Source organism: Mesorhizobium sp. WSM4819 (genome assembly GCF_055811215.1).
Window position 1 is genome coordinate 1 of sequence record NZ_JBVVQO010000002.1, and the last position, 26,839, is coordinate 26,839.

The 26,839-nt window shown below is 62.3% G+C and carries 23 protein-coding genes and 2 pseudogenes; 11 read left to right on the forward strand and 14 right to left on the reverse strand.

What is annotated here, in order from left to right:
- Positions 1 to 106 precede the first annotated feature (106 nt).
- From AC0L18_RS02125 to AC0L18_RS02160, 8 genes are all read right to left on the reverse strand, one after another.
- Positions 107 to 574 carry a hypothetical protein gene (locus AC0L18_RS02125; RefSeq protein ID WP_473490447.1) on the reverse strand — a complete coding sequence of 156 codons (468 nt, stop codon included), beginning with the start codon at positions 572 to 574 and terminating at the stop codon, positions 107 to 109.
- Positions 575 to 752: 178 nt separating this feature from the next.
- Positions 753 to 1,604, reverse strand: coding sequence for an OmpA family protein (locus AC0L18_RS02130; RefSeq protein ID WP_473490448.1), 852 nt, complete (start codon positions 1,602 to 1,604; stop codon positions 753 to 755).
- An 82-nt stretch (positions 1,605 to 1,686) separates the two neighbouring features.
- The gene (locus AC0L18_RS02135; RefSeq protein ID WP_473490449.1) at positions 1,687 to 2,670 is read right to left on the reverse strand and encodes a hypothetical protein; all 984 of its coding nucleotides are present in this window, start codon (positions 2,668 to 2,670) and stop codon (positions 1,687 to 1,689) included.
- Between the two features lie 46 nt (positions 2,671 to 2,716).
- The gene (locus tag AC0L18_RS02140) at positions 2,717 to 3,181 is read right to left on the reverse strand and encodes a hypothetical protein (RefSeq protein ID WP_473490450.1); all 465 of its coding nucleotides are present in this window, start codon (positions 3,179 to 3,181) and stop codon (positions 2,717 to 2,719) included.
- Positions 3,181 to 4,020: a hypothetical protein gene (locus AC0L18_RS02145; RefSeq protein WP_473490451.1), complete on the reverse strand. Its 840-nt coding sequence runs from the start codon at positions 4,018 to 4,020 to the stop codon at positions 3,181 to 3,183. The genes AC0L18_RS02140 and AC0L18_RS02145 overlap by 1 nt, the downstream gene beginning before the upstream one ends.
- Positions 4,001 to 4,348 (reverse strand): hypothetical protein, encoded by a 348-nt coding sequence (locus AC0L18_RS02150; RefSeq protein ID WP_473490452.1) that lies wholly within the window; start codon positions 4,346 to 4,348, stop codon positions 4,001 to 4,003. Before AC0L18_RS02150 ends, AC0L18_RS02145 begins: the two co-directional genes overlap by 20 nt.
- Positions 4,348 to 5,463, reverse strand: coding sequence for a hypothetical protein (locus tag AC0L18_RS02155; protein ID WP_473490453.1), 1,116 nt, complete (start codon positions 5,461 to 5,463; stop codon positions 4,348 to 4,350). Before AC0L18_RS02155 ends, AC0L18_RS02150 begins: the two co-directional genes overlap by 1 nt.
- Before the next feature lie 44 nt (positions 5,464 to 5,507).
- The gene (locus AC0L18_RS02160; RefSeq protein WP_473490454.1) at positions 5,508 to 6,203 is read right to left on the reverse strand and encodes a thermonuclease family protein; all 696 of its coding nucleotides are present in this window, start codon (positions 6,201 to 6,203) and stop codon (positions 5,508 to 5,510) included.
- Between the two features lie 673 nt (positions 6,204 to 6,876).
- Between AC0L18_RS02160 and AC0L18_RS02165 the strand changes: the two are divergent.
- The 4 genes and pseudogenes from AC0L18_RS02165 to AC0L18_RS02180 form a co-directional block, all read left to right on the forward strand.
- A pseudogene (locus AC0L18_RS02165) lies at positions 6,877 to 7,005 on the forward strand (hypothetical protein); the annotation flags it as partial.
- 10 nt (positions 7,006 to 7,015) lie between these two features.
- Positions 7,016 to 7,294, forward strand: a pseudogene (locus tag AC0L18_RS02170) (hypothetical protein); the annotation flags it as partial.
- Positions 7,295 to 7,899: 605 nt separating this feature from the next.
- Positions 7,900 to 8,340: a hypothetical protein gene (locus AC0L18_RS02175; RefSeq protein WP_128177700.1), complete on the forward strand. Its 441-nt coding sequence runs from the start codon at positions 7,900 to 7,902 to the stop codon at positions 8,338 to 8,340.
- Between the two features lie 776 nt (positions 8,341 to 9,116).
- Complete coding sequence (locus tag AC0L18_RS02180) at positions 9,117 to 9,461, forward strand: hypothetical protein (RefSeq protein ID WP_036263803.1); 345 nt, start codon at positions 9,117 to 9,119, stop codon at positions 9,459 to 9,461.
- A 51-nt stretch (positions 9,462 to 9,512) separates the two neighbouring features.
- Here AC0L18_RS02180 and ggt read toward each other — a convergent pair whose 3' ends face one another.
- The 3 genes from ggt to AC0L18_RS02195 all read right to left on the reverse strand — a co-directional run bounded on the left by ggt (position 9,513) and on the right by AC0L18_RS02195 (position 15,182).
- Complete coding sequence (gene ggt / locus AC0L18_RS02185) at positions 9,513 to 11,246, reverse strand: gamma-glutamyltransferase (RefSeq protein WP_473490455.1); 1,734 nt, start codon at positions 11,244 to 11,246, stop codon at positions 9,513 to 9,515.
- Between the two features lie 363 nt (positions 11,247 to 11,609).
- Entirely contained in the window at positions 11,610 to 12,902 is a 1,293-nt protein-coding gene (gene rhaI / locus AC0L18_RS02190) for an L-rhamnose catabolism isomerase (protein WP_473490456.1), read from the reverse strand.
- Positions 12,903 to 13,079: 177 nt separating this feature from the next.
- Positions 13,080 to 15,182, reverse strand: a complete 2,103-nt coding sequence (locus AC0L18_RS02195) for a bifunctional rhamnulose-1-phosphate aldolase/short-chain dehydrogenase (RefSeq protein ID WP_473490457.1) — start codon at positions 15,180 to 15,182, stop codon at positions 13,080 to 13,082.
- Between the two features lie 213 nt (positions 15,183 to 15,395).
- Between AC0L18_RS02195 and AC0L18_RS02200 the strand changes: the two genes are divergently transcribed.
- The 7 genes from AC0L18_RS02200 (at position 15,396) to AC0L18_RS02230 (ending at position 22,531) form a co-directional block, all read left to right on the forward strand.
- The gene (locus tag AC0L18_RS02200; protein WP_128247541.1) at positions 15,396 to 16,205 is read left to right on the forward strand and encodes a DeoR/GlpR family DNA-binding transcription regulator; all 810 of its coding nucleotides are present in this window, start codon (positions 15,396 to 15,398) and stop codon (positions 16,203 to 16,205) included.
- A 48-nt stretch (positions 16,206 to 16,253) separates the two neighbouring features.
- Positions 16,254 to 17,249 (forward strand): rhamnose ABC transporter substrate-binding protein, encoded by a 996-nt coding sequence (rhaS, locus tag AC0L18_RS02205; RefSeq protein ID WP_128247542.1) that lies wholly within the window; start codon positions 16,254 to 16,256, stop codon positions 17,247 to 17,249.
- A gap of 84 nt (positions 17,250 to 17,333) precedes the next feature.
- A complete protein-coding gene (locus AC0L18_RS02210) occupies positions 17,334 to 18,875 on the forward strand; it encodes a sugar ABC transporter ATP-binding protein (protein ID WP_473490458.1) in 1,542 nt (513 codons plus the stop codon).
- A complete protein-coding gene (locus AC0L18_RS02215) occupies positions 18,872 to 19,849 on the forward strand; it encodes an ABC transporter permease (protein ID WP_473490459.1) in 978 nt (325 codons plus the stop codon). Before AC0L18_RS02210 ends, AC0L18_RS02215 begins: the two co-directional genes overlap by 4 nt.
- Positions 19,846 to 20,847: an ABC transporter permease gene (locus AC0L18_RS02220; RefSeq protein ID WP_473490460.1), complete on the forward strand. Its 1,002-nt coding sequence runs from the start codon at positions 19,846 to 19,848 to the stop codon at positions 20,845 to 20,847. The genes AC0L18_RS02215 and AC0L18_RS02220 overlap by 4 nt, the downstream gene beginning before the upstream one ends.
- Positions 20,847 to 21,164, forward strand: coding sequence for an L-rhamnose mutarotase (gene rhaM / locus AC0L18_RS02225; RefSeq protein WP_473490461.1), 318 nt, complete (start codon positions 20,847 to 20,849; stop codon positions 21,162 to 21,164). The genes AC0L18_RS02220 and rhaM overlap by 1 nt, the downstream gene beginning before the upstream one ends.
- A complete protein-coding gene (locus AC0L18_RS02230) occupies positions 21,161 to 22,531 on the forward strand; it encodes an FGGY-family carbohydrate kinase (protein WP_473490462.1) in 1,371 nt (456 codons plus the stop codon). Before rhaM ends, AC0L18_RS02230 begins: the two co-directional genes overlap by 4 nt.
- Here the strand turns inward: AC0L18_RS02230 and AC0L18_RS02235 are convergent, their stop codons facing one another.
- The 3 genes from AC0L18_RS02235 to galE form a co-directional block, all read right to left on the reverse strand.
- Complete coding sequence (locus AC0L18_RS02235) at positions 22,532 to 24,358, reverse strand: alanine racemase (RefSeq protein WP_473490463.1); 1,827 nt, start codon at positions 24,356 to 24,358, stop codon at positions 22,532 to 22,534. It lies immediately after the preceding gene.
- A 75-nt stretch (positions 24,359 to 24,433) separates the two neighbouring features.
- Positions 24,434 to 25,684 (reverse strand): D-amino acid dehydrogenase, encoded by a 1,251-nt coding sequence (locus tag AC0L18_RS02240; protein ID WP_473490464.1) that lies wholly within the window; start codon positions 25,682 to 25,684, stop codon positions 24,434 to 24,436.
- Positions 25,685 to 25,796: 112 nt separating this feature from the next.
- Positions 25,797 to 26,792, reverse strand: coding sequence for a UDP-glucose 4-epimerase GalE (gene galE, locus AC0L18_RS02245; protein WP_287236274.1), 996 nt, complete (start codon positions 26,790 to 26,792; stop codon positions 25,797 to 25,799).
- Positions 26,793 to 26,839 lie beyond the last annotated feature (47 nt).

Sequence of the window (26,839 nt, forward strand, 5' to 3'; positions counted from 1 at the left end):
CTTACCCTTCCACGGGAATCGGTGATCGCAACGTCACCAGCGTGCCATGGCCGCCCCTCGCCTCAGAGTAAGGGCTGTTCTCTCTCCAAAGCTTTTTGCAGAACCTTCAGGACACTATCATGGTAAGTCTTTGTTCCGATCGTCTTGGACATCGTTTTGTCGTCCATGTACTCGTCAGCCCTGATGCAGTCACTTCCCTTTTATCGGCGCTTATCCAATATGCGATAGTCCAACTTGGATTGGCCATTCTCTCCGAAAGTACAGGATAAACAGATAGATTTTTGATATCCGTGTCGTTCTGGTCGCTTCGTTGTCGCGCGGATTCTTCGGAGTGCACGAAGTAAGCGAGTGTTGCCACAAGCACAGCCCCGGCCACCACCACGCTTACCAGCAGCGAAAGAGCGATACCGAACTTCTCTTTCAGTCCATAGTAAGTAACGAACGCAGCGATGGCGGGAAACATGCCCACCGTTTTCGCCAGCACCAACGCAGCGATCCCCGGAAGAACCCAGCCGAATGATCCACCACCACTTTTCTTTGCTGTAGCGTTTATTGTCTTAGTATTTTGATCCACGATGCCCCTTAGTCTTGGAACGCTGTGACTGCTAAGCCCGCTTTCTCATGGCCGTATCCAGGCGGTCACTGCTTTCTCGTCTGACACGCCCATTTCGGCGATCCCTGAAACTTGGTTTCAGGGATACCAGATCGGCCGTTGAAGTTGTGGTGGCGGTTGCTACCTAATGGCGGGATTTTCAACCGCCGCTAAAATGCGGAAGGATCTTGGTCGTTTGCTGCTCGGACCTTTTACGAACCCGAATTTCGATACGACGCCGCGCTTTCACGTCACCCTGTTGTGCGCCGTCCGTAAGCCTGTCTCCGGGGAGGATGAGTTGGCCGCCGGACATCGGCAGAATGGTGAACCCGTCTAGTTCCGGTAGCCTTTCGAGCAATTCTGCAACCGAAATCGCTCGGGCGAGCCCCAAGCCTGCATTGTCGGCCGGGTGCAGCGACCCGATCGGCTTCTCGCCGTCGAGAACTGGCTTTAGGCCGCTGTCCATATTCGAAAAGTCACCTGCCATGACCTGTTCGTCCGTGTGGCCGATTACCTCGATGATGTCGACGCGATACTGCTTGGCGGTTTCCGCGATTTCCGCCGATTTGTCCTTAAGCTTGGTTCTGAAGGTTTCTGACAGCTCGGCGCTGCCGACCCTGAAATTATAGCCCTCGAGTTCGCTGAGACTGATGATGGGCGGCCATTCATGCGGCTTGGCGTCGCCGTCTGCGGCTTTGGACAATGCCGCCGTCAATTCCGCGGCTGTCTTCTCAGCATAGCCGCTGTCCTTGAGAGCCTTCATGGATTCGGCCATTGCCGCCGCCTGTTCCGGTGAGATGCCGTGTTTCGCCAGTTTCTTCATCGCGGACACGAGTTCTTTCGCCATCTCTTCGACGATGGCGTTGTCTCGCAGAACTTTGGTGGCGGCCGCGTACTCGACGGCTTCCTCAAGTGTAAGCCCAGTTTCGGCGATGGCGGCGGCGGCGTTCCTGGCGGTGACCAGCTTGTCCCAGTCGTCATCCGGAATCGGGCGTCCGGTTGCCGCCCGCATGAGTTTCCCCACTTCGGCAAGCAGCCGTTCCCTCTCATTTTCCGCCTTCGACTTCTCCAGTTCGGCCTGCAGGACGCGTTCCTCACCGGCCTCGACCGCCTTGAGCGCTGCCTGGGTTTCCTTTTCCTTCTTCGAGATGATCGCGCCGGCGGCCAGCAGGAGGCAGAAGACGAGCAGCAGCATCGTTTCGGCCATGGTGAGGCCGAGGATCAGGCCGCGTGCGTAGCCTTTCCTCTCGAAGTTGACTGACGTTGAACCGAGGCCGTTCATCGGCTCCACCAGGCTCTTCTCGGTGCCTCGGCTTCGACGGCAGGCGGCGCTCCGTTGGCGTCCGGAAGGTGTCGGGATACGGCGGCGGTTCGACGGATGCGGTTCCTTGATCGACAAATTCCTGCGCGGCATCTTCGATCAGTTTTTCAGCCTCCGACGTGAGCGCCGTACCGCGTTCGCTTCTGTCCACAAGACGGGTCATCAGCTGCTTCGTCTCCTGCGACTGCTGCTGCATTAGCTTGACGACCGCTTCCATGACCCGCTGCTGGCTTGCCGCGGCCTCCATCGACTTTTCGACGGCCGCCGCGGATTTTTCCGCCGCCGCTGCGGTCCTGTCCGACTTCTCGACCATCTCGCGGACGACAGACGTGATCTCGGAAATCCGGGCCTGCTGCTCGACCGACGCGGCTTCCGTCTTGACGGCGTACTGGGCGACGGCGTCCGACAGCGACTTGACCATCGGTGCCAGTTCGTTTTTCAGGACTTCGTCAGGAATGACGACCTTCTCGAGCTTCCCGGCGACGCTGTCGGCCTGCTGGCCGAGCTTGAGGACCGACGCCGACATCGCGCCGTTCGCCCGGTCGAGCAGTTCCGCCGACGAATCCACCTTCTTCACGATCTGGGAGAACTGCGTTTCGATCCTACCGAAGTTCTCCTCCATGGCGTTTCCCAGCTTGCCCGACGCCTCCTGCACGGGTTTTATGGCCTCCATCGCCATCTTTTCGAACGACGCCCTGATGTGCTCGCCGTTGCGGCCGGCCTGTTCAGCGATCTCCCCGAACCCTTCCTCCAGCATCTGGTTGCTGACGCGCCGGAAGTCGGCGAATTCGCGCGAGACGCTTTCAAGCTCGGCCCTGACGCGCCTTGTCATGGTCGCCAGCTTCGTGCCGCGCGGAACGTTCGATGTCGGCAGGATCGCGCCGCATCTGGTTGTACAGGATCCTGAGCATGATGCCCGCGATCGTGGACGTGATCGCGACGCCGAAGTTCCTGACGATCTCATCGGTCGAGGTTTCCGAACCGAACTGGAAGAGGGCGACGCCGAGGCTGGTGAGCGTGAACAGGAAGCCCATGTAGTACAGGTTGTCGCCTGTCTGCTCGTCGTGGAGCCTGAGCCTGCCGACAAACATCGGCAGCAGGCCGTAGGCGAGCATGAGCAACACCGGAGTCGCAGTCGTGACCAGCCTGTCGATGCCGTATGTCTTTGACGCGACAATGAACAGGATTCCCGAAACCGTGACGCCGGCGTATGCGAACAGCGGCAGCCTGGGGTTCGACAGGAATGCAAAGCCTTGGCGTCTTGCCATCAGTTCAATCCTTCAAGCTTTTCGGCTTCTTCCCAGTCGCCCCCTTCGTCGCGGACCCACGTTGCCCAGAACTCCACGTGCTCGCGGCTGCTGAAGGCTTTCTTTTCGCGGTTGACGTAGAGAACCTTGACGGCAATTCCGTCGAGGCTCGTGCCGTAGATTTGCGCGGCCTTGCTCTCCTTGAACGCGCCGTAGTCCAGGCTCGACCGGTACTGCGAATAGAGGCTCGTGTGCTCGATCATGTCGGAAGCGACAATCAGGCGCTTCGCCGCCTTTCTCGATATTTCGGCGTCGAACAGCATCAGCTTGACCTGCTGGATGGCCGCCATGATTGGCGACTGGTCCGCCGACGAGCCGTTGGCGACTTCGTCCGGGAGCTTTTCAAGCGGTTTTCCGAATTCCTCTTCCCATTTCTTCTGTTGCCGCTTCGGATTGCTGGTCCAGATGTCCACGGTTGACCCATCGCCCGGATTGCAGCCGTCGAACAAGGTGACGACTTCCCCCGGCTCCGCGGTCAAGCTGACGATGCGGATGTACCCGCCCGGCCCGACCTTCGATCCTTCGGTCCTGAAATGGTTCTTCAGGTCGCTAAGGGTGACCTCAGACAGCGGGTCCGTCGTGTCGAAAAGGAACGCCGTGGCGCTTGACGGCCCGGCGACAGGACAGTTCGTGTCGGGGTCGAGCTCCACCGTTTCGGCCGACTTGACGAAGAGGAAAATGAGGCCTGCGGCCATCGCGGCGAGCACGACGCCCAGTCCAGCGATTCCCAGGATCGTGGAACCGTGGCCTTTGCCGCTTCTTTTCCTGGCGGCGCTTCGCCTACGTGGTCGTCTGGACATTCATGCTATCCGGAAAGAGGTTGTCGAGTGCCTTGTACTGTTCGATGCCCTTCTCGCATTCCAGCCCGATCAGCTTCACCTGGGCAGAAAGCTCGTCCTGCGCCGTGCGGATGTCGGCAGACAGGTCGGCGTCGTTCCACGACCCGTCCGACGACACCTTCACCTTGACGCGTTCGAGCTTATAGGCGTTCGAGAAATGTTTCGGCGGCGGTTCGGCGCGCGCCTCAATGTTGGCCTCGCGGTATTTGGCAAGCAGCTGGTTGCAGGCGCGCTCAAGCTGGACCTGGTGCTGCTCGAACAGTGAAACGAGCCTCGCCCGGTGGTCCACTATGGCGTTGAATTCCCGCTTCCTGCTGCCGAGTTGCTTGACCACGTCCTCGGCTTTTCGTTATGGTCGTCGCGCGTATCCTTCAGCGTTTCGATCAGGTCGGCCTTGGCGTTCACGTATTCCTCGCGCGCGGAGCGGAGCCGCTTCTCGACGCTTGAGTAGCCCCAGTAGGGATCGACGATGAAGCAACCGTCGATGAACGCGATCAGGGAGAAGACGAAACCGATCAGGAACAGCAGGATCGAGTTTACGTCGGTCAGGCCCAAAAGGTTCTCCCTCATGCTGGTCAGCACGAGGGTTCCCGCGTTTCCTGTCCAGTCTTCCGACATCCTGGTGCTGACCTCGCGGTAGTGCGCGAGGAGGAGGTTCAGCCCGAATGCGAACGCCAGGTAGAGGAGGATGGCCGTGCCTCCGACGGCTCTCCTCAGCCACGACCTGTGGGTCACAAGCCGGGCGCAGAACACAGCCGCGAGCACCGCAACGACGATGTTCAGGAACGAAAACATCCACGCCAGCATGATGCCGCCGAAAAAGCCCTGCTCGCTGCCGGTGGCGAGAAGGCTGGCGTTGCCGATGGTTTCCAGCCCGAACATCACGATGAGAAGCATGAACCTGAAGATGTGCCAGGGTCCCTCGTGCAGCCGCGCGGCCCGGACAAGTCCGTGCTTCTCCTTGAACCAGGTATGTTCGGTTTCCGCCGTGTTGAGCGCCCTGCGCAGCCCGTGCAGCATGTCCAGGCCGACGGCGATCTCGCCCTTGAAATCCGCCAGTCCCGACGCGTTCGCCTGCCGTAGAGCGCTGAACTGTTCGTCGAACTCGAGGCTGCCGAGCCTTCCCGAGAAGGACTGCAGCTGGTCCTCGATCGTCTGGTGGGATTTCCGCTTTTCTTCCTCGACCAGCTCGATGACCGTGTGCTCCAGGTCGTCCGGGTTCCTGGATGCCTTGGCGGGCTGATTGCTCTCGCCGCGGCGTTTCCCTGCGGCGACGAGATCGAGATCCCGAGCGACCTTGTCGACGTTAAGGCTCGAGAAGATTTCGGTTCCTCCGCGGAAGTCGTGGTCGGACTCCCGAAGTCTTTCCCTCAGCTTTTCAAGCGCCTCGAATTTTACTGCCAAGTCCCACCCCCACAGCGAGATTCACAATGTTCTTGATGCGGCCGCTACTTGCGGGCCGGCCGCCAGCCTGCGGCAACCGCTTCGGCATCGCTGCAGAACCAGCGTTCGCCCTTGCCTTCAGAAATCCTGGTGCGGGCGTAGTGCTCCTGTCCGGGGACATGGAAGATGCGCTCGCCCTTCGCGCTGATGTTTCCCTTGATTTTGCAGCCGCTTGCGGCTGAAACTTCGGCCAGCGGGGTAAGCAGCGGGAGGGCTGTGGCAGGCTCGCTCCTGCTTGCCCGCCATTCCCAGGGAAGGTCGAAGGATCCGGACCACAGGCCGCGCTTTGAGGCGCGCGCTTCCTTCTGCTTCCCGGCATAGGTTCCGTTGCTGTAGCGCGGCCAGTCGAGAGCGTGACCGTTCGCTACGAGCCATTCCTGCACGCTGGCACCGTCTGCCCTGAAGCAGTTGCCGACAAACCGCCCGTAGCGGTCCCGTTCAACGAATTCGCAAGCGGTCGGCGAAGATTTCGAGAGATACGAGGCAAGTGCATCGGCTGACTTCGCGCCGCAGCCGTATTTCGTCCCTTTGCCGTTCAGGCAGACCTGCGCCGATTCGGGCGCGTCGACCCCGTTGAAGCGGATGCTTTCGCCGTGGATTTCGATCGTGTCCCCGTCAACGACGGAAGCCTTGCCCTTCAGCACCTGCCCGGCGGAGGCAGCCGGCCACGCGCACGAAACCGCGCACGCCGCTGCCAGCAATGCATTCCGGACGCCCGAAAGAGGGAATCCCCCCTCACTAAAAGATTTCATTTAGCCCCCGCAGGCTGTTATGCGGCTACCTAAACGACAGCCGCCAATTATGCAATCCTTGATGTTCCAAATCGGCGAAGATCAGAAAGTCCGGTTTCTCTCCCGCTCTTCCGTCTATCTCAAAGACTAGGTTGTTCCCAATTTACAAGGACGTGCTGCCCGGTCGAGCGTGGCGGCCATCAAGGCGAGCTTTGATCACCCCCATCGACAGTTCTTCGATATGGTGGTTCATGGATTTGCCCCGTTGACCGACTGCTGCTTCATGCTCGAACATAGCGGGGGTGACTGCTTGCTGCATCGAGATGGATAATCGAATGAGAGTGCTTTTCCTTTCTTGGTTTCTCTTTGCCACACCGGCGGCTTTGGCCCAAGTAACCACCTGCTACGGCGATCAGTGCACTATCGAAGAAAATGGCACCAAGAGAGTACTGACTGTCAAAGAGGTCGGAAAAGTCAAAAGGCAAAACGCCCGGACAGCGCTGGGAAATGTCGAATGCAAAGCTGCCACTGACCCCGCTGTCTACGAAAAAATGATGACCGAGCTTTCGCCCAATTCCCCTATTAGCCCGATCGGTACGGTTCAGATGGCCCGCTCGACGCGCTCGCGCCTCAACCCACCACTCCCACGGACGAGGAGTGGGCGGACGGGCGGACGGCCATGCGCGCGGTCCTGACCGACGCGGCAGACGCGCGCGTGGTTCTCGGCGGGCGCGTGAGCGGCTACAAGGGGCGCATGCCGGGTATCGCCTGAGGAGACGCTCTTTGCGCTCCAGGCCGGACAGCCAGTTTTCCTCCTCGGAGGCTTTGGCGGATGCGCGCGCGACATCGCGCAAAAATTGAAGCTGCTTGCGCCCAAAGCCGCGCCGCTGGCTTGGCCCGGCCGAAATGCTTTTGACGGGTTCGATCCTTCCAGCTTGAACAATGGCCTGACGGAGGAGGAGAACCGCAAATTGGTACGGACAGTTCACGTTGACGAAGCGGTCGCCTTGATCCTGCGGGGTCTGCTGAGGCTGGCCGGCCGCTCGGCTGGGAGCGCCTGACATGCGCTGCTGACCGAAGCGTAGATGACGCAGAAGGCGGCCACCGCGATGGCCGGAACCTCGATGGCTAGAGCGATCAGAGGTCGGGAAATCGGAGGCAGCGGACCTGCGATTTGCTCACGCACCATGGAATGCGATCGAGAGGACTTATCTGGACCAAGCTCGAGTAACGACAGCAATGGGCTTTTGAGATAAGGTTGGGACGCGATGGCATTGAGCAAATAGATCCGGGAACCGAGACAATCCACAGAAATATTTTGTTGGTATTTTTGTTGGCTAGTCCTGCTATAGCGTGAGTCCTAACGATTTGGAAACAGAGAGAGTTTTCCATCGTTTGGATTCCGCCTCTGGGCACCATTTTTCCAAGGCAATTTCAGCAAGTTGCGCATGACGCCCGCTTGGCTGAAATCGGTTGGGGGAATTCAGGTCGCCGTGTTGCGGCAGGTTGCGTAGCGGTTCTCGGCGACCTCCAATCATTTTTCCCGCGCCCGACAGGGCCGGCACTGCCGAAACTGTTTGCTCGCATTGGGCGAATGACGGATTTGATTTGCTTGGTGATCCCCTATCCTTAGGGCAAACTGCCCGCTGGGGCTCCAGGAGGCGAAATGAGAGCACGCGCAGCAACGGTTGGAGATCTGGAAAGTGTTTTCCGTGATCTGTCCAAGCGGATATCGGACGAGTACGTCGCGGCCGGCAAGGACAGCAAGATCGCCTACGACAATCTGATGATGAACTTGAAGGAAGGCCGTGCTCATGCGCTCGTGCAGGGCGAAAAAACCGTAGCGCTCATCGCCTGGCACGAGAATAGCGACGCTGCCGATACGCTGTTCGCCGCGCAGGAAGATTTCTTCAGCGCCGCGACCGTTCGCTTCTGCAAGCGGCACATTCGCCATATCCAGGCGCTTGCAGGCAACCTCCCCATTCACTCGCGCAGCTGGCTCCAGAGACCGGACGTCGCAAAATGGTTCCGGATAATCGGCTATGTCGAGCGCGGCCAGGAGAATGGCGCCCATCTGTTCGAACTGCCGCCGGCTCCCGCCGCCTGACAAATTTCGGCGGGCTGCGAAACGCTGCCGCAACCGGTAGCCACGTTCGGGGCCGATGCTCTAGCCAAAAAGGCCCGCCGCTCCATTTGCGAAGCGGCGAGGCCCGATATTCGGGAACGACTTCCGGGCCGTTGCCCCGGCATTGGTTACTGTGCAATTCAGGTGCCAGACGGGTTGACCGATAATGGGACACCGCACCGGGAAAGCGCGAACCATCTTCCGCGATCACACCACTGCCATACCGCGCCATTCCTTGCTATGTTTGCTCGCGGCGGACCTGATTTCCGCTTGGCCGGCGCCCATCAGGCAATCTACCCCAACGCCCCCCCAAAGTGGCGCCGGCCACTCTTCACCACCAACCCAATCTTCGCCGCCGGCCCAATCTTGGCCACCGGCAACTTCACGCGCGGTCAGGCTGAAGCCAGGACCGCGGTTCTGCTCCAGAGCGGCGGCCTTTCATGTCAAAACGCCCTGACTGGCGATTCCAGTGCGACAGATCGCCTGGAACGGCAGCACGATCCGACCTGAAGCGCGTCGCGTTTGACCGGCGACGCGCTTCAGGTTGTTGTTTTTTTGCATGTCGTTACCGCAAAACCGCTGCACACCCTCGGGTCAGGCCCAAGGGCATGCTTGTGCGCGACATGCATTAAATCCAAAAAGACGGTAGCAAGCCGCGGCCAGAAAGTGTTGAAGACCGTGCCGATGGCATTGAACGCGTCGCGATCCGGTTGCACTCGGCAAGGCTTGATGATTTGTTGCCGCTTCAAGGAGAATGAATGATGCACGAGCCTGCCGGACAAGACGAATATGGGTCGGCCAGCCCCTTCGACCCGGACGACCTGACGACGTTGAACGTGATGGGTCCGGGTGTGGCCAGCAACGATTTCGAGAAATACGCTGTCGCCGTGATCATCGTGTTCGGCGCCCTCATCATTGGCGGCTTGATGGCCGCAAACCTTGCCCTGGGGCACCGTAACGGCTTCCTGTACGCACTTGGCGGCGCCACCGCGGCGTGGATATCGGGAAATGCGCTGCTGCTCGATCGGCCGCGTATCTATGCCTTGTTCGTCGGCATCGCAGCGGTGATGCTGATTGCGTCCACCATAACGCTGGTCATCTGACGGGCCCGGCGCGGCCTGACCTGAATCTCAACAGACCCGGGGCGCACGAATCTAATATCCAATCGCCTCGCCGGACGCGGCGCGGCTGTCGATGGCGCCATTGTAGCGGGCGCCGCCGCCCTTTTCGATCTCGGCCAGGCTCTTGCCGCCGACCAGGATACCGGCCGCCTGACCCCAGGTCGCATCGGCGACATCGAGGTGGTAGCCCATCCCGGCAAGCAGTTTTTCGGTATCGGGCGACAGGCCGAACGGTTCGACATAGACCGTGTCGGGCAGCCATTGGTGATGGATTCGCGGCGCGTCGATCGCCTCCTGGATGTTCATGCCGTGGTCGACGACGTTGACGATCGCTGCCAGCGTGATGGTGATGATGCGCGATCCGCCGGGGCTGCCGATAACCATGAACGGCTTGCCGTCCTTGGCGACGATGGTCGGGCTCATCGACGACAGCGGCGTCTTCCTCGGGGCGATCGCATTGGCCTCGCCCTGGACGAGGCCGTAGAGATTGGGCACGCCCGGTTTCTGGGTGAAATCGTCCATCTCGTTGTTGAGCAGGATGCCGGTGCCGTCGGCGACGACGGCGGCGCCGAACGAGCCGTTCAGCGTATAGGTCACCGCGACGGCGTTGCCATCATTGTCGACGATCGAATAATGCGTCGTCTCCTGGCTCTCGCCAAAACCCTTCGGCATCAGATCCTGCGACACGCCGGCCCGGTACGGATCGATCTTTTCGCGGATTTCTTTCGCATAGTTCTTGTCGAGCAGCTTTTCGACCGGATTGTCGACGAAGTCGGGATCGCCGAGCGCCGAATTGCGGTCGACATAGGCATGGCGCATCGCCTCGACCATGACTTTGACGGTTTCGGCAGAACCCGCGCCGAGATAGGACAGCGGATAGAATTCCAACACGTTGAGGATCTCGCAGATGATGACGCCGCCCGAGCTCGGCGGCGGCGAGGAGGTGATCTCATAGCCGCGGTAATCGCAGGTCACCGGCTCGAGTTCGCGGACCGCGTAGGTCTCGAAATCCGCCTTGGCCAGAATGCCGCCCTTCTGCGCGCTCGCCTTGACGATGCCGTCGGCGATCGGTCCTTTGTAGAAGGCATCACGACCTCGTTCCGAGATGGCCGAGAGCGAGGCGGCGAGATCGGCCTGGACAAGGCGCTCGCCGACGGCATAGGGCTTGCCGTCAGGCTTCAGGAAGATGGCGGCCGCGGCCGGGTCCTTGGCCAGCCGCGCGGCGCCGCCTTCGAGCGAGGCGACATCACCCTGCTCCAGCACAAAACCATCCCTGGCATAGCGGATGGCCGGCGCCATCAAGTCCTGCCGCGTCAGCGTGCCGTATTTTTCCCGTGCGGTCTCGAAACCTGCCACCGAGCCCGGCACGCCGACAGCGAGATAGCCGTCGAGGCTGGCGCCTTTCACCGGCTTGCCGTCCTTGTCGAGATACATGGTTTTCGTCGAGGCGAGCGGCGCGCGCTCGCGGAAATCGAGGAACGTCGAGCGGCCGTCCGTGAAGCGGATGGTCATGAAGCCGCCACCGCCGATATTGCCGGCGTTTGGATAGACCACAGCCAGTGCGTAGCCGACGGCGACCGCGGCATCGACGGCGTTGCCGCCCTTCTTCAGCACCTCGACGCCGACTTCAGACGCCAGATGCTGGGCGGTCACCACCATGCCATGCTCGCCCTTCGCCGGCTGCGGCGAGGCGGCCAATGCGGCCGCCAGCGGCGCAAAGGTCAAGGTGAGGGAAAGACTGAGTGCGATTAGGGTGCGGCGGTGCATGGCCGTTCTCCGGGGCGTGGGATGCGCCTAGAAAAGCCGTTTGGAGCGGTTGAGTCTACTGACAATAAAGAAGATTTCGGCGGGCTTGCACGCCTGCGCCGGTTCGGTTCGTAACCACCGTTGCGATCTTTGGCTGATGTAACGGCATGGATCCTAGGGTCTCCGCGACGTCGCTTCGCTCCTGCTCCGCCCTAGGATGACGAAGGCGTGTTGGCTTGTAGCTAATCGCAGATGGCGGAGATTTGGCAGTTGCGTCGCAGCTTAGGTAGGCTGATGACAAGCGAAGGCTTTCGAAATTAGCCGACGCCTCTCTCGCATCGCGCCGCAACCCGCCTCAGGCGGGTTTTTTGTTTCAGGCCGACATCAAACAATCCCACCGCCGCCGCCGGCAACCGCCGGCCGTTCCGCCGCGACCTTGGCTCGGTAGCCGGCGGCGCGATAGGTGGCGACCGGATCGATGGCGCCGCCCGTGTTCAGCCGCGCCATGGCGAGGATCGGCTCGACATCGGTGCGATAGGCGGCTTTCAGCGTCTGCGTCGCCATCAGCGCGTCGTTGGCATCCTGATAGCCTTCCAGCGCCTGGCGATCGACCAGCAGCGCCTGCGCATAGGCGCGCTGCACCTCGACCGCCGACAACATCAGGCTTTCGATCGGGTCGGTGACATTGTGGCTCTGGTCGAGCATGTGAGCCGGATCAAAATCTTCGGCACCGGCAAGCTCGGCATCGACCAGTTCGTTGAAGACGAGGAACAGCCGGTAGGGATCGATCGAGCCGGCATCGAGATCGTCGTCGCCATATTTCGAATCGTTGAAATGGAAGCCGCCGAGTTTCTTGAACTGGATCAGCCGCGACACGATCATCTCGATATTGACGTTGGGCGCATGATGGCCGAGGTCGACCAGGCAAAAGGCCTTGTCGCCGAGCTCTTTGGCGATGATGTAGTTGGTGCCCCAATCCTGCACGACCGTCGAATAGAAGGCCGGCTCGTACATTTTGTGCTCGGTGAACAGCTTCCAGTCGTCCGGCAGCTTGGCGTAGATCTCCTTCATTGCGTCGAGATAGCGCTCGAACGCCTTTGCGAAATTGACTTGGCCGGGGAAATTCGAGCCGTCGCCGATCCACACCGTCAGCGCCTTGGAGCCCAGCTTCTTGCCGATCTCGATGCATTCGAGATTGTGCTCGACCGCCTGCCGGCGGGTGCCGGCGTCGGCATGCGACAGCGAGCCGAACTTGTAGGACAGTTTTTGATCACTGGCGTCGGAGAAGGTATTGGAGTTCATGGCGTCGAAGCCAAGGCCGAAGCGCGAGGCCGCCTGTTTCAGCCGGTTCGGGTCGGCCGTGTCCCACGGAATGTGCAGCGAGACGGTGGGTGTCGCCTGCGTCAACTGCCGGATGACGGCGCAGTCCTCGATCTTGTCGAAGATATCGCGCGGCTCGCCGGCGCCGGGAAAGCGGGCAAAGCGGGTGCCACCGGTGCCGACGCCCCAGGACGGGATCGCCACGGCGAATTTTTCGACCTTGTCGCGGATGGCGTCGACGGCGATGCCGCGGCGGTCGAGGCGTTCGCCGAGCGCATCGTAATCGCGCTTGAGCCCGGCCGCGCGCGCGAGATTGTCCTTGTCGACGATGTCAGCGGAGATGATGGTTTCGGACATGGTGCTTCCTCCCAAATGCGTTCGGTTGGCGCTGCCCCTCATCCGCCTGCCGGCACCTTCTCCCCGTATAGCGACGGGAGAAGGACAAGCGTGTCCGGCATTGGCGACCCCCTCTCCCCGTTGTTCGCGGGGAGAGGGTAAGGGTGAGGGGCAGCGCCACCCTCAAAAAATGATCGCCTAGCGCGTAAAACTCTGGGCGTTGCCGGCGTCGACATTGACGATATTGCCGGTCGACTTGGCCGACATGTCGGAGGCGAAGAAATAGATCGCCTCGGCGATGTCTTCGGGGAACACCGAACGCTTCAGCATCGAGCGTGAGCGGTAGTGTTCCTCAAGGTCGTCAGTCGACATCTTGTAGGCGGCGGCGCGCTGTTCCTTCCACTCGCCGGTCCAGATCTTCGAGCCGCGCAGCACGGCGTCGGGATTGACGACATTGACCCTGATCTGGGCCTCCGCGCCTTCCAGCGCCAGGCAGCGCGCCAGATGGATTTCGGCGGCCTTGGCCGTGCAATAGGCGGCGGCATTGGGCGATGCGGCAAGCCCGTTCTTGGAGGCGACGAAGACGACATTGCCGCCGATCTTCTGCGCCCGAAACAGCCGGAATGCTTCGCGCGACGCGAGGAAATAGCCGGTCGACAAGATGTCCATGTTCTTGTTCCACAGCGCCAGCGTCGTCTCCTCGATCGGCGCCGAGGTTGCCAGGCCGGCATTCGACACCAGGATGTCGATGCCGCCGAACTCGACAGCCGTCTCGGCGAAACCGGAGATCACCTGGTCCTCTGACGTGACGTCGATCACCACCGGCCGCACGAAATCCTTGCCATGGGCCTTGGCCAATTCGTCATTGGCGCTGGCAAGGGCGGTCTCGTCGATGTCGGCCAGCACGACGCAGGCGCCCTCGCGCAGCAGCCGGTTGGCCGTCGCCCGGCCGATGCCGCCGGCGCCGCCGGTGACCAGCGCGATCTGGCCGGCAAGCGCTTTCGGCTTTGGCAGGCGCTGCAGCTTCGCCTCTTCGAGCAGCCAGTATTCGATGTCGAAGGCTTCCTGCTCGGGCAGGCCGACATAGGTCGACACTGTCGAGGCACCGCGCATGACATTGATGGCATTGACGTAGAATTCGCCCGAAATGCGCGCCGTCGCCTTGTCGCCGGCGAAGGTGAACATGCCGACGCCGGGCATCAGATAGACCACGGCGTTCGGATCACGCACCGGCGGCGAATCCGCATGCTTGCACCTGTTATAATAGGCCTGGTAGCCAACGCGATACTCGGCCACATCGTCGGCGAGACGGGCGATGACGGCGTCGACATCGGGATTTTTGGGATCGAATTCGATGACCAGCGGCCGGATCTTGGTGCGCAGGAAATGATCCGGGCAGGAGGTGCCGAGCGCCGCCAGCGGGCGCAAATCCTTCGAATTGACGAATTCGAGCACGGCCGGCGAATCGTCGAAATGGCCGAGCTTGTGGCTTTTCTCCGAGATCAGGCCGCGGATCCTCGGCATCAGCCTTGCCGCCACGGCACGACGCGCCGGCGCGTCGAGCGATTTGACGACTTCGCCGCCGAAGATCGGCTTGCCTTCAGACTTGCGCTCGAACCAGTCGATCGCCTGGTTGATCACCGAGATCGTCGTCTCGTAGCATTCCTTTGGAGTGTCGCCCCAGGTGAACAGGCCATGGCTTGCCAGCACAACGCCCTTGGCCTCAGGGTTTTCGGAGCAGAATTTTTCCAGCCACAGGCCGAGCTCGAAGCCCGGACGCTTCCATGGCAGCCAGCCGATCGCGTCACCGAAGATCTCCCTGGTCAGCGCCTGCGAATCCTTGGCGGCGGCAATCGCGATGATGGCGTCGGGATGCATGTGGTCGACATGCGGCTTCGGCACGAAGGCGTGCAGCGGCGTGTCGATCGAGGCCGCGCGTGGGTTAAGATTGAAGGTGCAATGGGGCAGATAGGCGACCATCTCGTCCTCATGCTCGAGGCCGCGATAGAGACCCTTCAGCGCGCGCAACTTGTCCATGTAGAGGGTGGCGAAACCGTCTGTTTTAATCGAGGCGCTGTCGCCGCCGGATCCCTTCACCCACAGCACTTCCACGCTTTCGCCGGTGAGCGGATCCTTTTGCCAGATCTTGGAAGAGGTGTTGCCGCCGCCATAGTTGGTGACGCGCTTGTCGGAGCCAAGAACATTCGAGCGATAGACGAGACGTTCCGGCTCGCTCATTCCCAGGGCTGTCGCCTCATCCCAAAGATTGGCGAGGCGCGTGCCGGAGCGCTTGTCAAGCATAGGTAATCCTCCCGTGACGTGAGACGCGCAAACGGTGCGGTCAATTGCGACCGCATAGCGGGTCAGCTTCGGTCGAATGTCCACGGAAGCAGCGGCATTGTCAATCACAAACGATCAAGATTGATCATATTGCACTGCACAATGGAATTATATGATCGGAAATGATTGACACTGCGCGTTTTGGGTGCCTAGATGCTGAAGCAGGGAGGAACCATGCACGAGAAAGAGCGCCACAGGATCATTTTGTCCGCCGTCCAGGAAAAGCCTGTGGTGACGGTGCAGGAGATGGTCGACCTGACGGATTCATCCGAGGCGACGATCCGGCGCGACATCGCCGCACTGCATGTGCAAAAGCGCCTGCGCCGGGTGCGTGGCGGCGCCGAGGCGATCACCCCGCCGCAATTCATCGGCCTTGCCGGCCGGCCTTTTTCCGTCAACGAGACGATCAACGCTGCGCAGAAGCGGGCGATCGCGCGGGACGCCGTAGAACTGTGCAAGGACGGCGAGCCGATCATCATCAATGGCGGCACCACCACCTTCCAGATGGTGCATTTCCTGACCGGTCGCCGCATGCCGATCTTCACCAACTCCTTCCCGATCGCCGAGCACCTGCTCAAGCACTCCAAGAACACGGTGATGCTGTCGGGCGGCACCATCTACCGCGAGCAGAACATCATCCTGTCGCCCTTCGACAATGACGTGACGCGCAATTTCTATGCGCGCCGCATGTTCATGGGGGCGCAAGGGCTCGGGCCACTCGGCCTGATGGAAGGCGATCCGCTGCTGATCCAGGCCGAGCAGAAACTGATCGATCAGGCCGACGAACTGGTGGTGCTGGTCGACTCGTCAAAATTCCGCAAACGCTCGAGCCTGATCCTGTGCGGCCTGTCGCGCATTGCCACGGTCATCACCGACGACGGCATCGAGGATCGCGAGGCCAAGATGTTGGAGGCCGCCGGTGTGACGCTGGTCGTCGCCCGCACAACGCTAGGCAACAAGGAAGAATCTTCGCTGCAGGCCTGAGACGACCGCAGCGGTGATGGAATGCAACGCTCAAGGGAGGATATTCGAATGAGCTTCTTGAAGAAATTGATGGTCACGGCGGCGTTGTCGGCCGCCATGTTCGTGAATGCGGCCTATGCCGAGAACGTCAAGATCGCGCTGGTTGTGAAGTCGCTCGGCAACGGCTTCTTCGATGCCGCCAACAAGGGCGCCGAAGAGGCGGCCAAGGAACTCGGAGATGTCGACATCATCTACACCGGCCCGACAAAGGCGACCGCCGAAGCGCAGATCGAGGTGATCAATTCGCTGATCGCCCAAAAAGTCGACGCGATCGCCATTTCGGCCAATGACGCCGACGCGCTGGTGCCGGCGCTGAAGAAGGCGATGGATCGCGGCATCACCGTCATCTCGTGGGATTCCGGCGTCGCTCCGGAAGGCCGCCAGCTCCACCTCAACCCGTCGGACACCAACCTGATCGGCGAGACCATCATCAAGCTTGCCGCCGACTATCTGCCGGAAGGCGGCGATGTCGCCATCCTGTCGGCTTCGTCGACTGCGACCAACCAGAACGCCTGGATCGAAGCGGCCAAAAAGGTGCTGCCGGAGAAATTCCCCAAGATCAATCTCGTCGCTACCGTCTATGGCGACGACGACTCGGCCAAGAGCACGGACGAGGCCAAGGGCCTGCTGAAATCCTATCCGAACCTCAAGGCAATCATCGCACCGACCACCGTCGGCGTCGTCGCCGCCGCCCAGGTGGTGACCGACCAAGGCCTGATCGGCAAGGTCAACGTCACCGGCCTGGCGCTGCCGTCGGAGTTCAAGAAGTTCATCGACAACGGCGCCAGCCAGGCGGTTGCGCTGTGGAACCCGATCGATCTCGGCTACTCGGCCGTCTACCTCGCCCATGATCTGGCGGTGAAGAAGGAAGAAGCCAAGCCGGGTGCGACGCTGTCGATCGGCCGCGTCGGCAAAGTCACCCTCGACGACACCAACTCGGCCGCGATGGCTCCGCCCTTCAAGTTCGACAAGTCGAACATCGAAGAGTTCTCCAAGATCTATTGATCCTGGAGCGCTTCAAGCCGGCGCGGCGGGGCTCAGGTTCCGCCGCGCCTTCAAACGAACCTTGCTTCAGGGCTTGATACGACCATGGACACGACAGCCCAACTCGACCCGACCACCGAGCAGCCTTTGGCTGCGGCTCCGCGCCTGACCCTGGCCGGCATCTCGAAGAGTTTTCCCGGCGTGCGCGCGCTGCACGACGTCAGCCTGTCGCTCTACCCCGGCCAGGTAACCGCGCTGATCGGCGAGAACGGCGCCGGCAAGTCGACGCTGGTCAAGATCATGACAGGCATCTACCAGCCTGACACAGGCACGATCAGTATCGATGGCCAGGCCGTCACCTTGCCCAGCGCGCATGCCGCCTTCGGGCACGGCATCACCGCCATCCACCAGGAAACCGTGCTGTTCGACGACCTGACGGTGGCCGAAAACATCTTTCTCGGCCATGCGCCGCGATCGCGCTTCGGCACCATCGACTGGCGCACCATGCGCAAGAATGCCCGTGAAGTACTGAACACCATGGGCGCCGGCCACATCGACGCCGATGCGCGGCTGAAGGATCTCGGCATCGCCAACAAGCACCTCGTCGCGGTCGCCCGCGCCATGTCGATCGATGCCCAGATCGTTATCATGGACGAGCCGACCGCAGCGCTGTCGCTGAAGGAGATCGAGGAGCTGTTTTTGCTGGTCGAGTTCCTGAAGAGCGAAGGCAAGGCGATCCTGTTCATCAGCCACAAGTTCGACGAAATCTACCGCATCGCCGATCGTTATACGGTGTTCCGCGACGGTGAGATGGTCGGCGAAGGCCTGATCAGGGATGCCGGCCAGAGCCAGATCGTGCGCATGATGGTCGGCCGCGCCGTCGATCACATCTTTCCGCAGCGCAAGGCCGAGATCGGCGCGCCGGTGCTTGCCGTCTCCGGCCTGTCGCATCCGACCGAGTTCGACGACATCGGCTTCGAGCTGCACAGGGGCGAAATCCTCGGCTTCTACGGCCTTGTCGGCGCCGGCCGCAGCGAGGTGATGCAGGCGATATCAGGCATCACCCGCACCAGCAGCGGCACCATCACGCTGGAAGGCAACTCGATCGCCCCGAAATCGGCGGCGGATTCGATCGATGCCGGTATCGTCTACGTGCCGGAAGAACGCGGCAAGCAAGGCGTGGTGATCGGCCTGCCTATCTTCCAGAATATCTCGCTGCCCTCGCTCAAGCGAACGTCCAAGTCAGGTGTGTTGCAACTGGCGGAAGAGTTCGCGCTGGCCCGTGCCTACACCGAGCGGCTCGACCTGCGCGCCGCCTCGCTCAGCCAGGATGTCGGCACGCTGTCGGGTGGCAACCAGCAGAAGATCGTCATCGCCAAATGGCTGGCGACCGCGCCCAAGGTGATCATCCTCGACGAGCCTACCAAAGGCATCGACATCGGCTCGAAGGCCGCCGTGCACGGCTTCATGGCCGAGCTGGTCGCTCAAGGGTTGTCGGTGATCATGGTGTCGTCCGAACTGCCCGAGATCCTTGGCATGTCCGACCGGGTCGTGGTCATGCGCGAGGGCCGCATCGCCTCGATCTATGACAACAAGAAGCTCGACGCCGAGACGCTGGTCAAGACGGCAGCAGGGATCGCAGCATGAAGGCTTTTCTGAAGTATCGCGAAGTCTGGCTGCTCGCGGCAATCGTCGTGCTGATCGGGCTGATCTCGATGCGCTTTCCGGGTTTTGCCAATCCGGCCAATCTGCGCCAGGTGTTCAACGACACCTCGATCCTGATGATCCTGGCGCTGGGGCAGATGGTGGTGATCCTGACCCGCTCGATCGACCTGTCGATGGCGTCCAACCTGTGCTTCACCGGCATGGTGGTGGCGATGCTGAACGCAGCGCATCCGGCAATCCCGATCCCGCTGCTGATCGTCATCGCACTTCTGGTCGGCCTGGTGCTCGGCGCGATCAACGGCCTGCTGGTATGGCGGCTGAACATGCCCTCGATCGTGGTGACGCTCGGCACGCTCACCATCTATCGCGGCGCCACCTTCGTCATTTCAGGCGGCGCCTGGGTCAATGCCGATCAGATGAGCCCTGATTTCATCGGCCTGCAGCGCGCGGCCTTTCTCGGCATTCCAGTGCTGTCGTGGATCGCCATACTGGTCATCGCCTTGTTCTTCCTGTTGATGACGCGCACCGCGCTCGGCCGCTCGATCTATGCCATCGGCGTCAATCCGACAGCATCGATCTACGCCGGCATCGATGTCGGCCGCACCAAGTTCATTGTCTTCTGCATCTCGGGGATGGCCGCCGGTCTGTGCGGCTATCTCTGGATCTCGCGCTATGTCATCGCCTCGGTCGAGGTCGCCAATGGCTACGAGCTCAACATCATCGCCGCCTGCGTCATCGGCGGCATCTCGATCGCCGGCGGCATCGGCTCGGGGGGCGGAGCGGTGCTCGGCGCGCTGTTCCTCGGCATCATCTCCAACGCGCTGCCGGTCATCAACATCTCGCCGTTCTGGCAGATGGCGATTTCGGGCAGCGCCATCATCCTGGCCGTGGTGCTCAACGCGCGCGGCGAACGCCGGCAAGGCCGCATTATTCTCAAGAAGGCGGAAGCGGCATGACCGACACCCCAGCCCCGCGCCACATTCCCGACCGGCTCGACACGCCGCTCAACTCGGCGATCTTCTCGTGGGAGGCGCTGCTGGTCGCGGTGGCGGTCGCCATCTTTGCCGTCAACAGCTTCGCCTCGCCCTATTTCCTCGACGCGTGGTCGCTGTCGGACCTGACCTTCAACTTCACCGAGAAGGCGCTGATCGCGCTCGCCATGGCGCTGCTGATCATTTCCGGAGAGATCGACCTGTCGGTCGCCGCCATCATTGCACTGGCCTCGACGATGATGGGCATGGCGGTGCAGGCCGGCGCCGGCACGCCGGTGCTGGTGGCGATCGGCATCCTGGTCGGGCTCGGCTGCGGCGCCTTCAACGGGCTGCTCGTCACCAGGCTCGGCCTGCCGTCGATCGTCGTCACCATCGGCACGATGAGCCTGTTTCGCGGCATCGCCTTCATCGTCCTCGGCGACCAGGCCTACAAAGGCTATCCCTCCGGCTTCGCCTTCTTCGGCCAGGGCTATGTCTGGTGGGTGGTGTCGTTCGAGCTGACGCTGTTCCTCGTCGCGGCGGTCATCTACTGGTTCCTTCTGCACCGGACCAGCTTCGGCCGCCGCGTCTTCGCCATCGGCAACAACCCGGTCGCGGCACAGTTTTCCGGCGTGCGCGTCGGCCGCATCAAGTTCATCCTGTTCTGCCTGACCGGGCTGATGGCGGGCATCGCCTCGGTGCTGATCACCTCGCGGCTCGGCTCGACCCGGCCATCGATCGCGCAAGGCTATGAATTGGAAGTCATCACCATGGTGGTGCTGGGTGGCGTCAGCATCCTGGGCGGCGCCGGCAGCATTTTGGGCGTGGTGCTCGCCGCCTTCATCATGGGGCTGGTGACTTTCGGCCTGGGGCTGCTCAATGTGCCGGGCATCGTCATGTCGATCTTCATCGGCCTGCTGCTGATCATCGTCATCGCGCTGCCCATCGTCTGGCGGCGGGTGCGGCGGGAGCGTTTTACCTGATGGCCGAGAAATACGCGTTCAAGATGAAGCTCAATCCCGGCATGAAGGCCGAATACAAAAGGCGTCATGACGACATCTGGCCGTCGCTGGTCGCACTGCTGAAACAGGCCGGCGTTTCCGACTATTCGATCCATCTCGACGAAGAGACAAACATACTGTTCGGCGTGCTGTGGCGGCGCGACGGCCACGGCATGGACGAATTGCCGCAGCACAAGGTGATGCAGCGCTGGTGGGCTGAAATGGCCGACATCATGGAGACCAGGCCTGATAACGAGCCGGTGGCGGTGCCGCTGGAAACAATGTTCCATATGGAATGACCCGCCACGTCGCCGTCATCGATATCGGCAAGACCAACGCCAAGGTGGCGCTGGTCGATCTCGCCGATCTGCGCGAAGTTGCGCTGCGCCGCATGGCCAACGCGCCTGTCCTTGACGGTCCCTACCCGCACCACGATGTCGAGCTTCTGTGGTCGTTCATCCTCGACAGCCTCGCCGAGATCAATCGCGAACAGCGCATCGGCGCGATATCGATCACCACCCATGGCGCGACGGGCGTGCTGGTGGACACTGCCGGCGAGTTGGCGTTGCCGGTGCTCGACTATGAATTTGCCGGGCCCGACACCCTTGCCGAGGACTATGACACGAACCGTCCGGCCTTCGCCGAGACGGGCACGCCGCGCCTGCCGGTCGGCCTCAATCTCGGCGCGCAGCTGTTCTGGCAACAGAAGCGCTTCCCGGCGGAGTTCGCCAAGGCCGCCGCGATGCTGATGTACCCGCAATACTGGGCGTTGCGCCTGACCGGCGTCGCCGCCAACGAAGTGACTTCGCTTGGCTGCCACACCGATCTGTGGAACCCGTGGAAGGCGGATTTTTCGTCGCTGGTCGACAAGATGCAATGGCGCCGTCTGATGGCGCCGATGCGGCCGGCGAAGGATCGCCTCGGCCCGGTCCTGCCCGCGCTTGCGATACGGACCGGGCTTGATCCGCAAACGCCGGTGTTTTGCGGCTTGCACGATTCCAACGCCTCGCTGCTGCCGCATCTCCTGTCCGACACGCCGCCTTTCTCGGTCGTCTCGACCGGCACCTGGGTGGTGTCGATGGCGGTTGGTGGCAACAAGGTCACGCTCGACCCGGCGCGCGACACGCTCGTCAACGTCAACGCGCTCGGTAATCCGGTGCCGTCGGCGCGTTTCATGGGCGGCCGTGAGTTTTCGCTGCTGACGGAAGGCCAATCGGATGACTGGACCGAAGCGGACATAGCCACAGTGCTCGCGCGGAAGACGTCCCTGCTGCCTTCGACCCAACAGGGTTCGGGGCCGTTCCCGCACCACAGAGCAGCATGGCTCGACGCCGACGGCATCAATGGCGGCCAGCGCTTTGCCGCCATCTCTTTCTACCTGGCGCTGATGACCGCGACCTGCCTCGACCTGATCGACGCCGGCGGCCCGACGACCGTCGAGGGGCCGTTCGCCCGCAACCGGCTTTTCACGTGCATGCTCGCTGCAGCCACCGCACGTGCCGTCATCGCGTCGGAGGCCGCAACCGGCACCAGCATCGGCGCCGCCCTGTTGGCGTCGGACCAAGGAACGGTACAAGGCCCCGGCGAAACGTTCGAACCGCCGGTCGACCCGGCCTGGGCGGATTATGCACGTTCATGGCGCGCGGCGGTCGACGCACAGGGCTGATCACAAAATCCGCTTGCCAAACGCCGACATGACGAAATTGACCGTTTCCGCCGCCAATCGCGGTTCCAGACCTGATGTCAGGCCGGAAACGTCCATCGACAACAGCCCGCCGGACAACGCGATCGCCTCCATGGCTTGATGCGTTTCGCGCACCGTAATGCCGCCGGAGCCTGCCGCCCAGCCGGCGAATTCGGTCACCTCAGGCGAATAGCTGACATGAAAGCCTTGCGTGCCGGAGGAGGCGATGCGGATCGCCTCGTGCATCACGTCGCGCATGCCCATGGCGTCGATGTCGGTCATGGTGAAGGCGCAGACGCGCGAATCCTTCAGCACCCGGGCCTCGGCCGGATCTGCATGGCGCAAACCGACAATGACGACGTTTTCCGGCGACAGTTGTGGCTGCAGCGCGCCGGGCTTGTGATCGAGGCCGAGCGCCCGCGCCAGCACCGAAGCTTCCGGCAGGTCAATGCCGTCTTCGTCCTCGGGCATCAGCGCGGCGATGGAATCGATCCAGATCAGGCCAAACGAGTGCGTCGCCCGCGCGGTCGCCGTCAGCGCGTTGTGGGCGATGCGCCGGTCGCTGCCGGCGGTGAGCCGGACCAGGCCGGACGGCGGCCGCTCGATATCGGCCAGTTCGACGACATCGAAATTCATCGCCTCCAGCCGGGCGCCGGTCGCCTCCCTGGCCAGGATGCCGGCCGCCGCCGGTTCGGCAGATATCGACACCATCTTGCGGCCGGAGAAATCCTCGACATCGTGCATTGGCGCCTTTTCGACATATTCCGAGGTCATTGCCAGCAGCATGGCGCCATAGCTCATGCGGAAGGCGACACGATCGCCGACGGCGGGTGGCGGCTCGGCATCGGTCACGTCGAGAAGCAGATGGTCGCTGGAGGCGCCGAGCACCCGCACGCCCTTGGCAATCGGCGTCAAACCTTCGATCAAGACATCCTCGCGGCCGATATTGGCGATGGCGCGCAACCGGTCGCCATCGTCGGCAAACACCGGCTGGTTGCCGAAAGCGTCGTAGCCGGATTGGCCGATCGGCCGCGACGGCTTCAGCTTGACCTCGATGATGTCGCTGGTCAGCCGGCAGGCATCGGGTTCGAGTTCGGCCCACGGCGTCTCGCGGAAGGTTTCGACGCCACCCTGCAGGATCGCCTCGCCAACCCGCAGATTGTTGATGCCGGCGGGCAGCCTGCCTTCGAGCAGCAGCGTCAGCGACGATGACGCGCCGCCCGAGATCCAGTCGAGCCGTGCGCCGGACAGGCGCTCGGTCTTGTAGGCATGGGCGACGAGCTGTCCGAGATTTTCCTGCGTCGGCATGATGGCGCCGAAGCAGCCGAGATTGGTGCCAATGCCTGCGATGCGCACGCCGCTGAGCGCCAGTATCTGTTCGACCGTCGGAATGAGGTCGTTCGGCCAGATGCCTTCCCTGAGGTCGCCAAGATCGATCATCAGCATGATGTCGTGGACGCGGTCCATACGCTCGGCGATGCGCGATAGTTCGCGGATGGTGGCGAGTTCGGATTGCAGGCTGATGTCGACGGTGCGCACAACCTCCTCGATGCGTGCCATCGGCGGACTGCGCAGCAGCATGATCGGGGCGGTGATGCCGCTGTCGCGCAGCCGGCGGATGTTTTCGAAGCGCGATTCGGCGATGCCGGCGACGCCGCCGCGCAGCATGGCGCGCGCCACCTGCGGCATGCCGCAGGTGCCCTTGGTAACGCCGAAGACCCTGATGCCGGACAGGGCGCAGCGGTCGACGATCGTGCGCGCATTGCGCTCGATGCGGCCAAGGTCGATGGCGACTTGCGGTCCCGACATTTTTCTACTCAGAATTTGTGCACGGTATTAGACGCGATTTATCTTCCCGGTGCCGACACGACGATTAATTCTCCCTCAATTGACATAGACCAGCCCTTGCGGGTCGATCTCCGGCTTGCGGCCGGCGACCACATCGGCAAGGAATTTTCCCGAGCCGCAGGCCATGGTCCAGCCGACATGGCCGTGGCCGGTGTCGAGATAGAGATTGCTGTAGCGCGCCCGGCCGATGACCGGCACCGAGTTCGGCATCATCGGCCGCAAGCCGGCCCAGAGCTCGGCCTTGTTCTCGTCGAAGGCGCCTGGGAAAAGCTCCTTGCCGGTCCTGAACATGGCGGCGAAATCGCTCGGCTTGTGGCTGCGATCGAAGCCGGTGAACTCGGCGGTCGAAGCAAGCCGCAGCCGGTTGCCGAGCCTGGAATAGCCGATAAGCTGATCCTCGTCGGCGCCGCCCATGGTCGGCCCTTTGCCCTCGTCCTCCAGCGGCACGGTCGCGGTGTAGCCCTTGACCGGATAGACAGGCAGGTCGATGCCGTAGCGGCGGCCGAGCAGGCCACTCTCCGGCCCCATCGAGATGACCACGGCGTCGGCTGTTATCGGGCCGGCCGAGGTCATCACCGCGCGCACCCGATCGCCTTCGATGTCGAGGCCTTCGACCGTCGTGCCGTAGAGGAACTGGACGCCGAGTTTCTCGGCGGCATAGGCAGCGAGGTTTCGGGTGAATTGGCTGGAGTCGCCGGTCTGGTCGATCGGCGAATAGACGCCGCCGGCTATTCTGTCCCTGGCGCCGGCAAGGCCGGGCTCGATCTCGACCAGCCGCTCGCGGCCGACGATCTCGATCGGCAGACCGTGCTCGGCGAGATAGCGGTAATTGTCGGTGCCGGTATCAAAACTCTGCTGCGAGCGGAAGAAATAGAGAATGCCCTTCTTGCGCTCGTCATAGTGAATGCCGGTGTCGGCCGAGATGGCGTTGATGCAGTCGCGCGAATAAAGCGCCAGGCGCAGCTTGATGTCGGTGTTGGCGCGCAGTCGCGCATGCGTGCATTGGCGCAGGAAGCGCAGACTCCAGGCGAAGAAATAAGGATCGAAGCGCAGCCGCACCTTGATGCCGAGATCGTGGTTGTAGAGCGCGCGCAAAAACGTCTTCAGCGCAGCGGGCGAGGCCCAGGCGGTGGCGTCGCCGGGTGACACCAGACCGGCATTCGATTGGCTGGTGCCGCGCGCCGCCATCGGATGGCGATCGATCACGGTCACCTCGTGGCCGTCGCTCGCCAGATAATAGGCCGCCGCCGTGCCGACGACGCCAGCGCCAAGGACCAATATCTTCATGCCGCCCCCAAGGATCAGATACGGCCGAAACGCCTCCACGTTTCAGCCGCGCAGCTCCTTCAATAGCGCTTCTACGCTCGACCTACGAGCCCACGGAGAAAAAACCGGGACTTCAGCTCCGCGCCGAATTCTTGCCGGTCAGGATACGCTCCCAGGCCAGCGCGTCGGCGACGATCTGGTCGAGGTCGTCGCGTTGCGGGGTCCAGCCGAGCTCGCGGCGCGCCAGCTCCGAATTGGCGACCACCGCCGCCGCGTCGCCCGCACGGCGCTCGCCGATCCGCACGTCGAAATCATGGCCAAAGACGCGGCGCACGCTGTCGATAACTTCGAGCACCGAATAGCCGTGGCTGTAGCCGCAATTGGCGACGAGGCTTGGTCCCCCGGCGCGCAGCCGTTCCAGCGCCAGCCGATGCGCCGCCGCCAGATCGCTGACATGGATGTAGTCGCGCATGCAAGTGCCGTCGGGCGTCGGATAGTCGGTGCCGAACACCTCCATGAAGGGCCGCTTGCCGAGCGCCGTCTCGCAGGCGACCTTGATCAGATGCGTGGCGCCCGGCGTCGACTGGCCGGTGCGGCCCCTCGGATCGGCGCCGGCGACGTTGAAGTAGCGCAACGCCGTATAGCGCAAGCCGTGGGCGATTGCGGCGTCGCGCAGCATCCATTCGCTCATCAGCTTGGACAGGCCATAGGGCGATTCCGGTGCAAGGCGCGCATCCTCGCGCACCGGCTCCAGCCCGGCGCCGCCATAGACGGCGGCGGTCGAGGAAAAGATGAAATTGGGCACGCCTTCGCGCACCGCGGTCTCGATCAGCGTGCGCGTCTTGCAGGTGTTGTTCTCGTAATAGCCGAGCGGGTCGGCGACCGATTCGGGAACCACGATGGAGCCGGCAAAATGGATGATCGCATCGACATGATTGTCGCGGATGACCCCGCCGACCAGCTCCTTGTCGGCGACATCGCCGACGACAAGCTTTGCCTCCGGCGCCACCGCCCATTCGAAGCCGGTCGAAAGCCGGTCGAGGACGACAACGCTCTCGCCCGCGTCCAGCAGTTCCCAGACCATATGGCTGCCGATATAGCCGGCGCCGCCTGTCACCAAAACCGTCATCCGTGTCCTCGCTGCTCAAGATTTGTCGGAAGCTGTCTCAACACCCG

Bases quoted from the DNA above. Each gene is read 5' to 3' on its own strand.
- AC0L18_RS02130 (WP_473490448.1), bottom strand. From the start codon at position 1,604: ATGCGGGCGGCAACCGGACGCCCGATTCCGGATGACGACTGGGACAAG.
- AC0L18_RS02135 (WP_473490449.1), bottom strand. From the start codon at position 2,670: ATGCTGGAGGAAGGGTTCGGGGAGATCGCTGAACAGGCCGGCCGCAAC.
- AC0L18_RS02140 (WP_473490450.1), bottom strand. From the start codon at position 3,181: ATGGCAAGACGCCAAGGCTTTGCATTCCTGTCGAACCCCAGGCTGCCG.
- AC0L18_RS02145 (WP_473490451.1), bottom strand. From the start codon at position 4,020: ATGTCCAGACGACCACGTAGGCGAAGCGCCGCCAGGAAAAGAAGCGGC.
- AC0L18_RS02175 (WP_128177700.1), top strand. From the start codon at position 7,900: ATGAGAGCACGCGCAGCAACGGTTGGAGATCTGGAAAGTGTTTTCCGT.
- AC0L18_RS02180 (WP_036263803.1), top strand. From the start codon at position 9,117: ATGATGCACGAGCCTGCCGGACAAGACGAATATGGGTCGGCCAGCCCC.
- ggt (WP_473490455.1), bottom strand. From the start codon at position 11,246: ATGCACCGCCGCACCCTAATCGCACTCAGTCTTTCCCTCACCTTGACC.
- rhaI (WP_473490456.1), bottom strand. From the start codon at position 12,902: ATGTCCGAAACCATCATCTCCGCTGACATCGTCGACAAGGACAATCTC.
- AC0L18_RS02195 (WP_473490457.1), bottom strand. From the start codon at position 15,182: ATGCTTGACAAGCGCTCCGGCACGCGCCTCGCCAATCTTTGGGATGAG.
- AC0L18_RS02200 (WP_128247541.1), top strand. From the start codon at position 15,396: ATGCACGAGAAAGAGCGCCACAGGATCATTTTGTCCGCCGTCCAGGAA.
- rhaS (WP_128247542.1), top strand. From the start codon at position 16,254: ATGAGCTTCTTGAAGAAATTGATGGTCACGGCGGCGTTGTCGGCCGCC.
- AC0L18_RS02210 (WP_473490458.1), top strand. From the start codon at position 17,334: ATGGACACGACAGCCCAACTCGACCCGACCACCGAGCAGCCTTTGGCT.
- AC0L18_RS02215 (WP_473490459.1), top strand. From the start codon at position 18,872: ATGAAGGCTTTTCTGAAGTATCGCGAAGTCTGGCTGCTCGCGGCAATC.
- AC0L18_RS02220 (WP_473490460.1), top strand. From the start codon at position 19,846: ATGACCGACACCCCAGCCCCGCGCCACATTCCCGACCGGCTCGACACG.
- rhaM (WP_473490461.1), top strand. From the start codon at position 20,847: ATGGCCGAGAAATACGCGTTCAAGATGAAGCTCAATCCCGGCATGAAG.
- AC0L18_RS02230 (WP_473490462.1), top strand. From the start codon at position 21,161: ATGACCCGCCACGTCGCCGTCATCGATATCGGCAAGACCAACGCCAAG.
- AC0L18_RS02235 (WP_473490463.1), bottom strand. From the start codon at position 24,358: ATGTCGGGACCGCAAGTCGCCATCGACCTTGGCCGCATCGAGCGCAAT.
- AC0L18_RS02240 (WP_473490464.1), bottom strand. From the start codon at position 25,684: ATGAAGATATTGGTCCTTGGCGCTGGCGTCGTCGGCACGGCGGCGGCC.
- galE (WP_287236274.1), bottom strand. From the start codon at position 26,792: ATGACGGTTTTGGTGACAGGCGGCGCCGGCTATATCGGCAGCCATATG.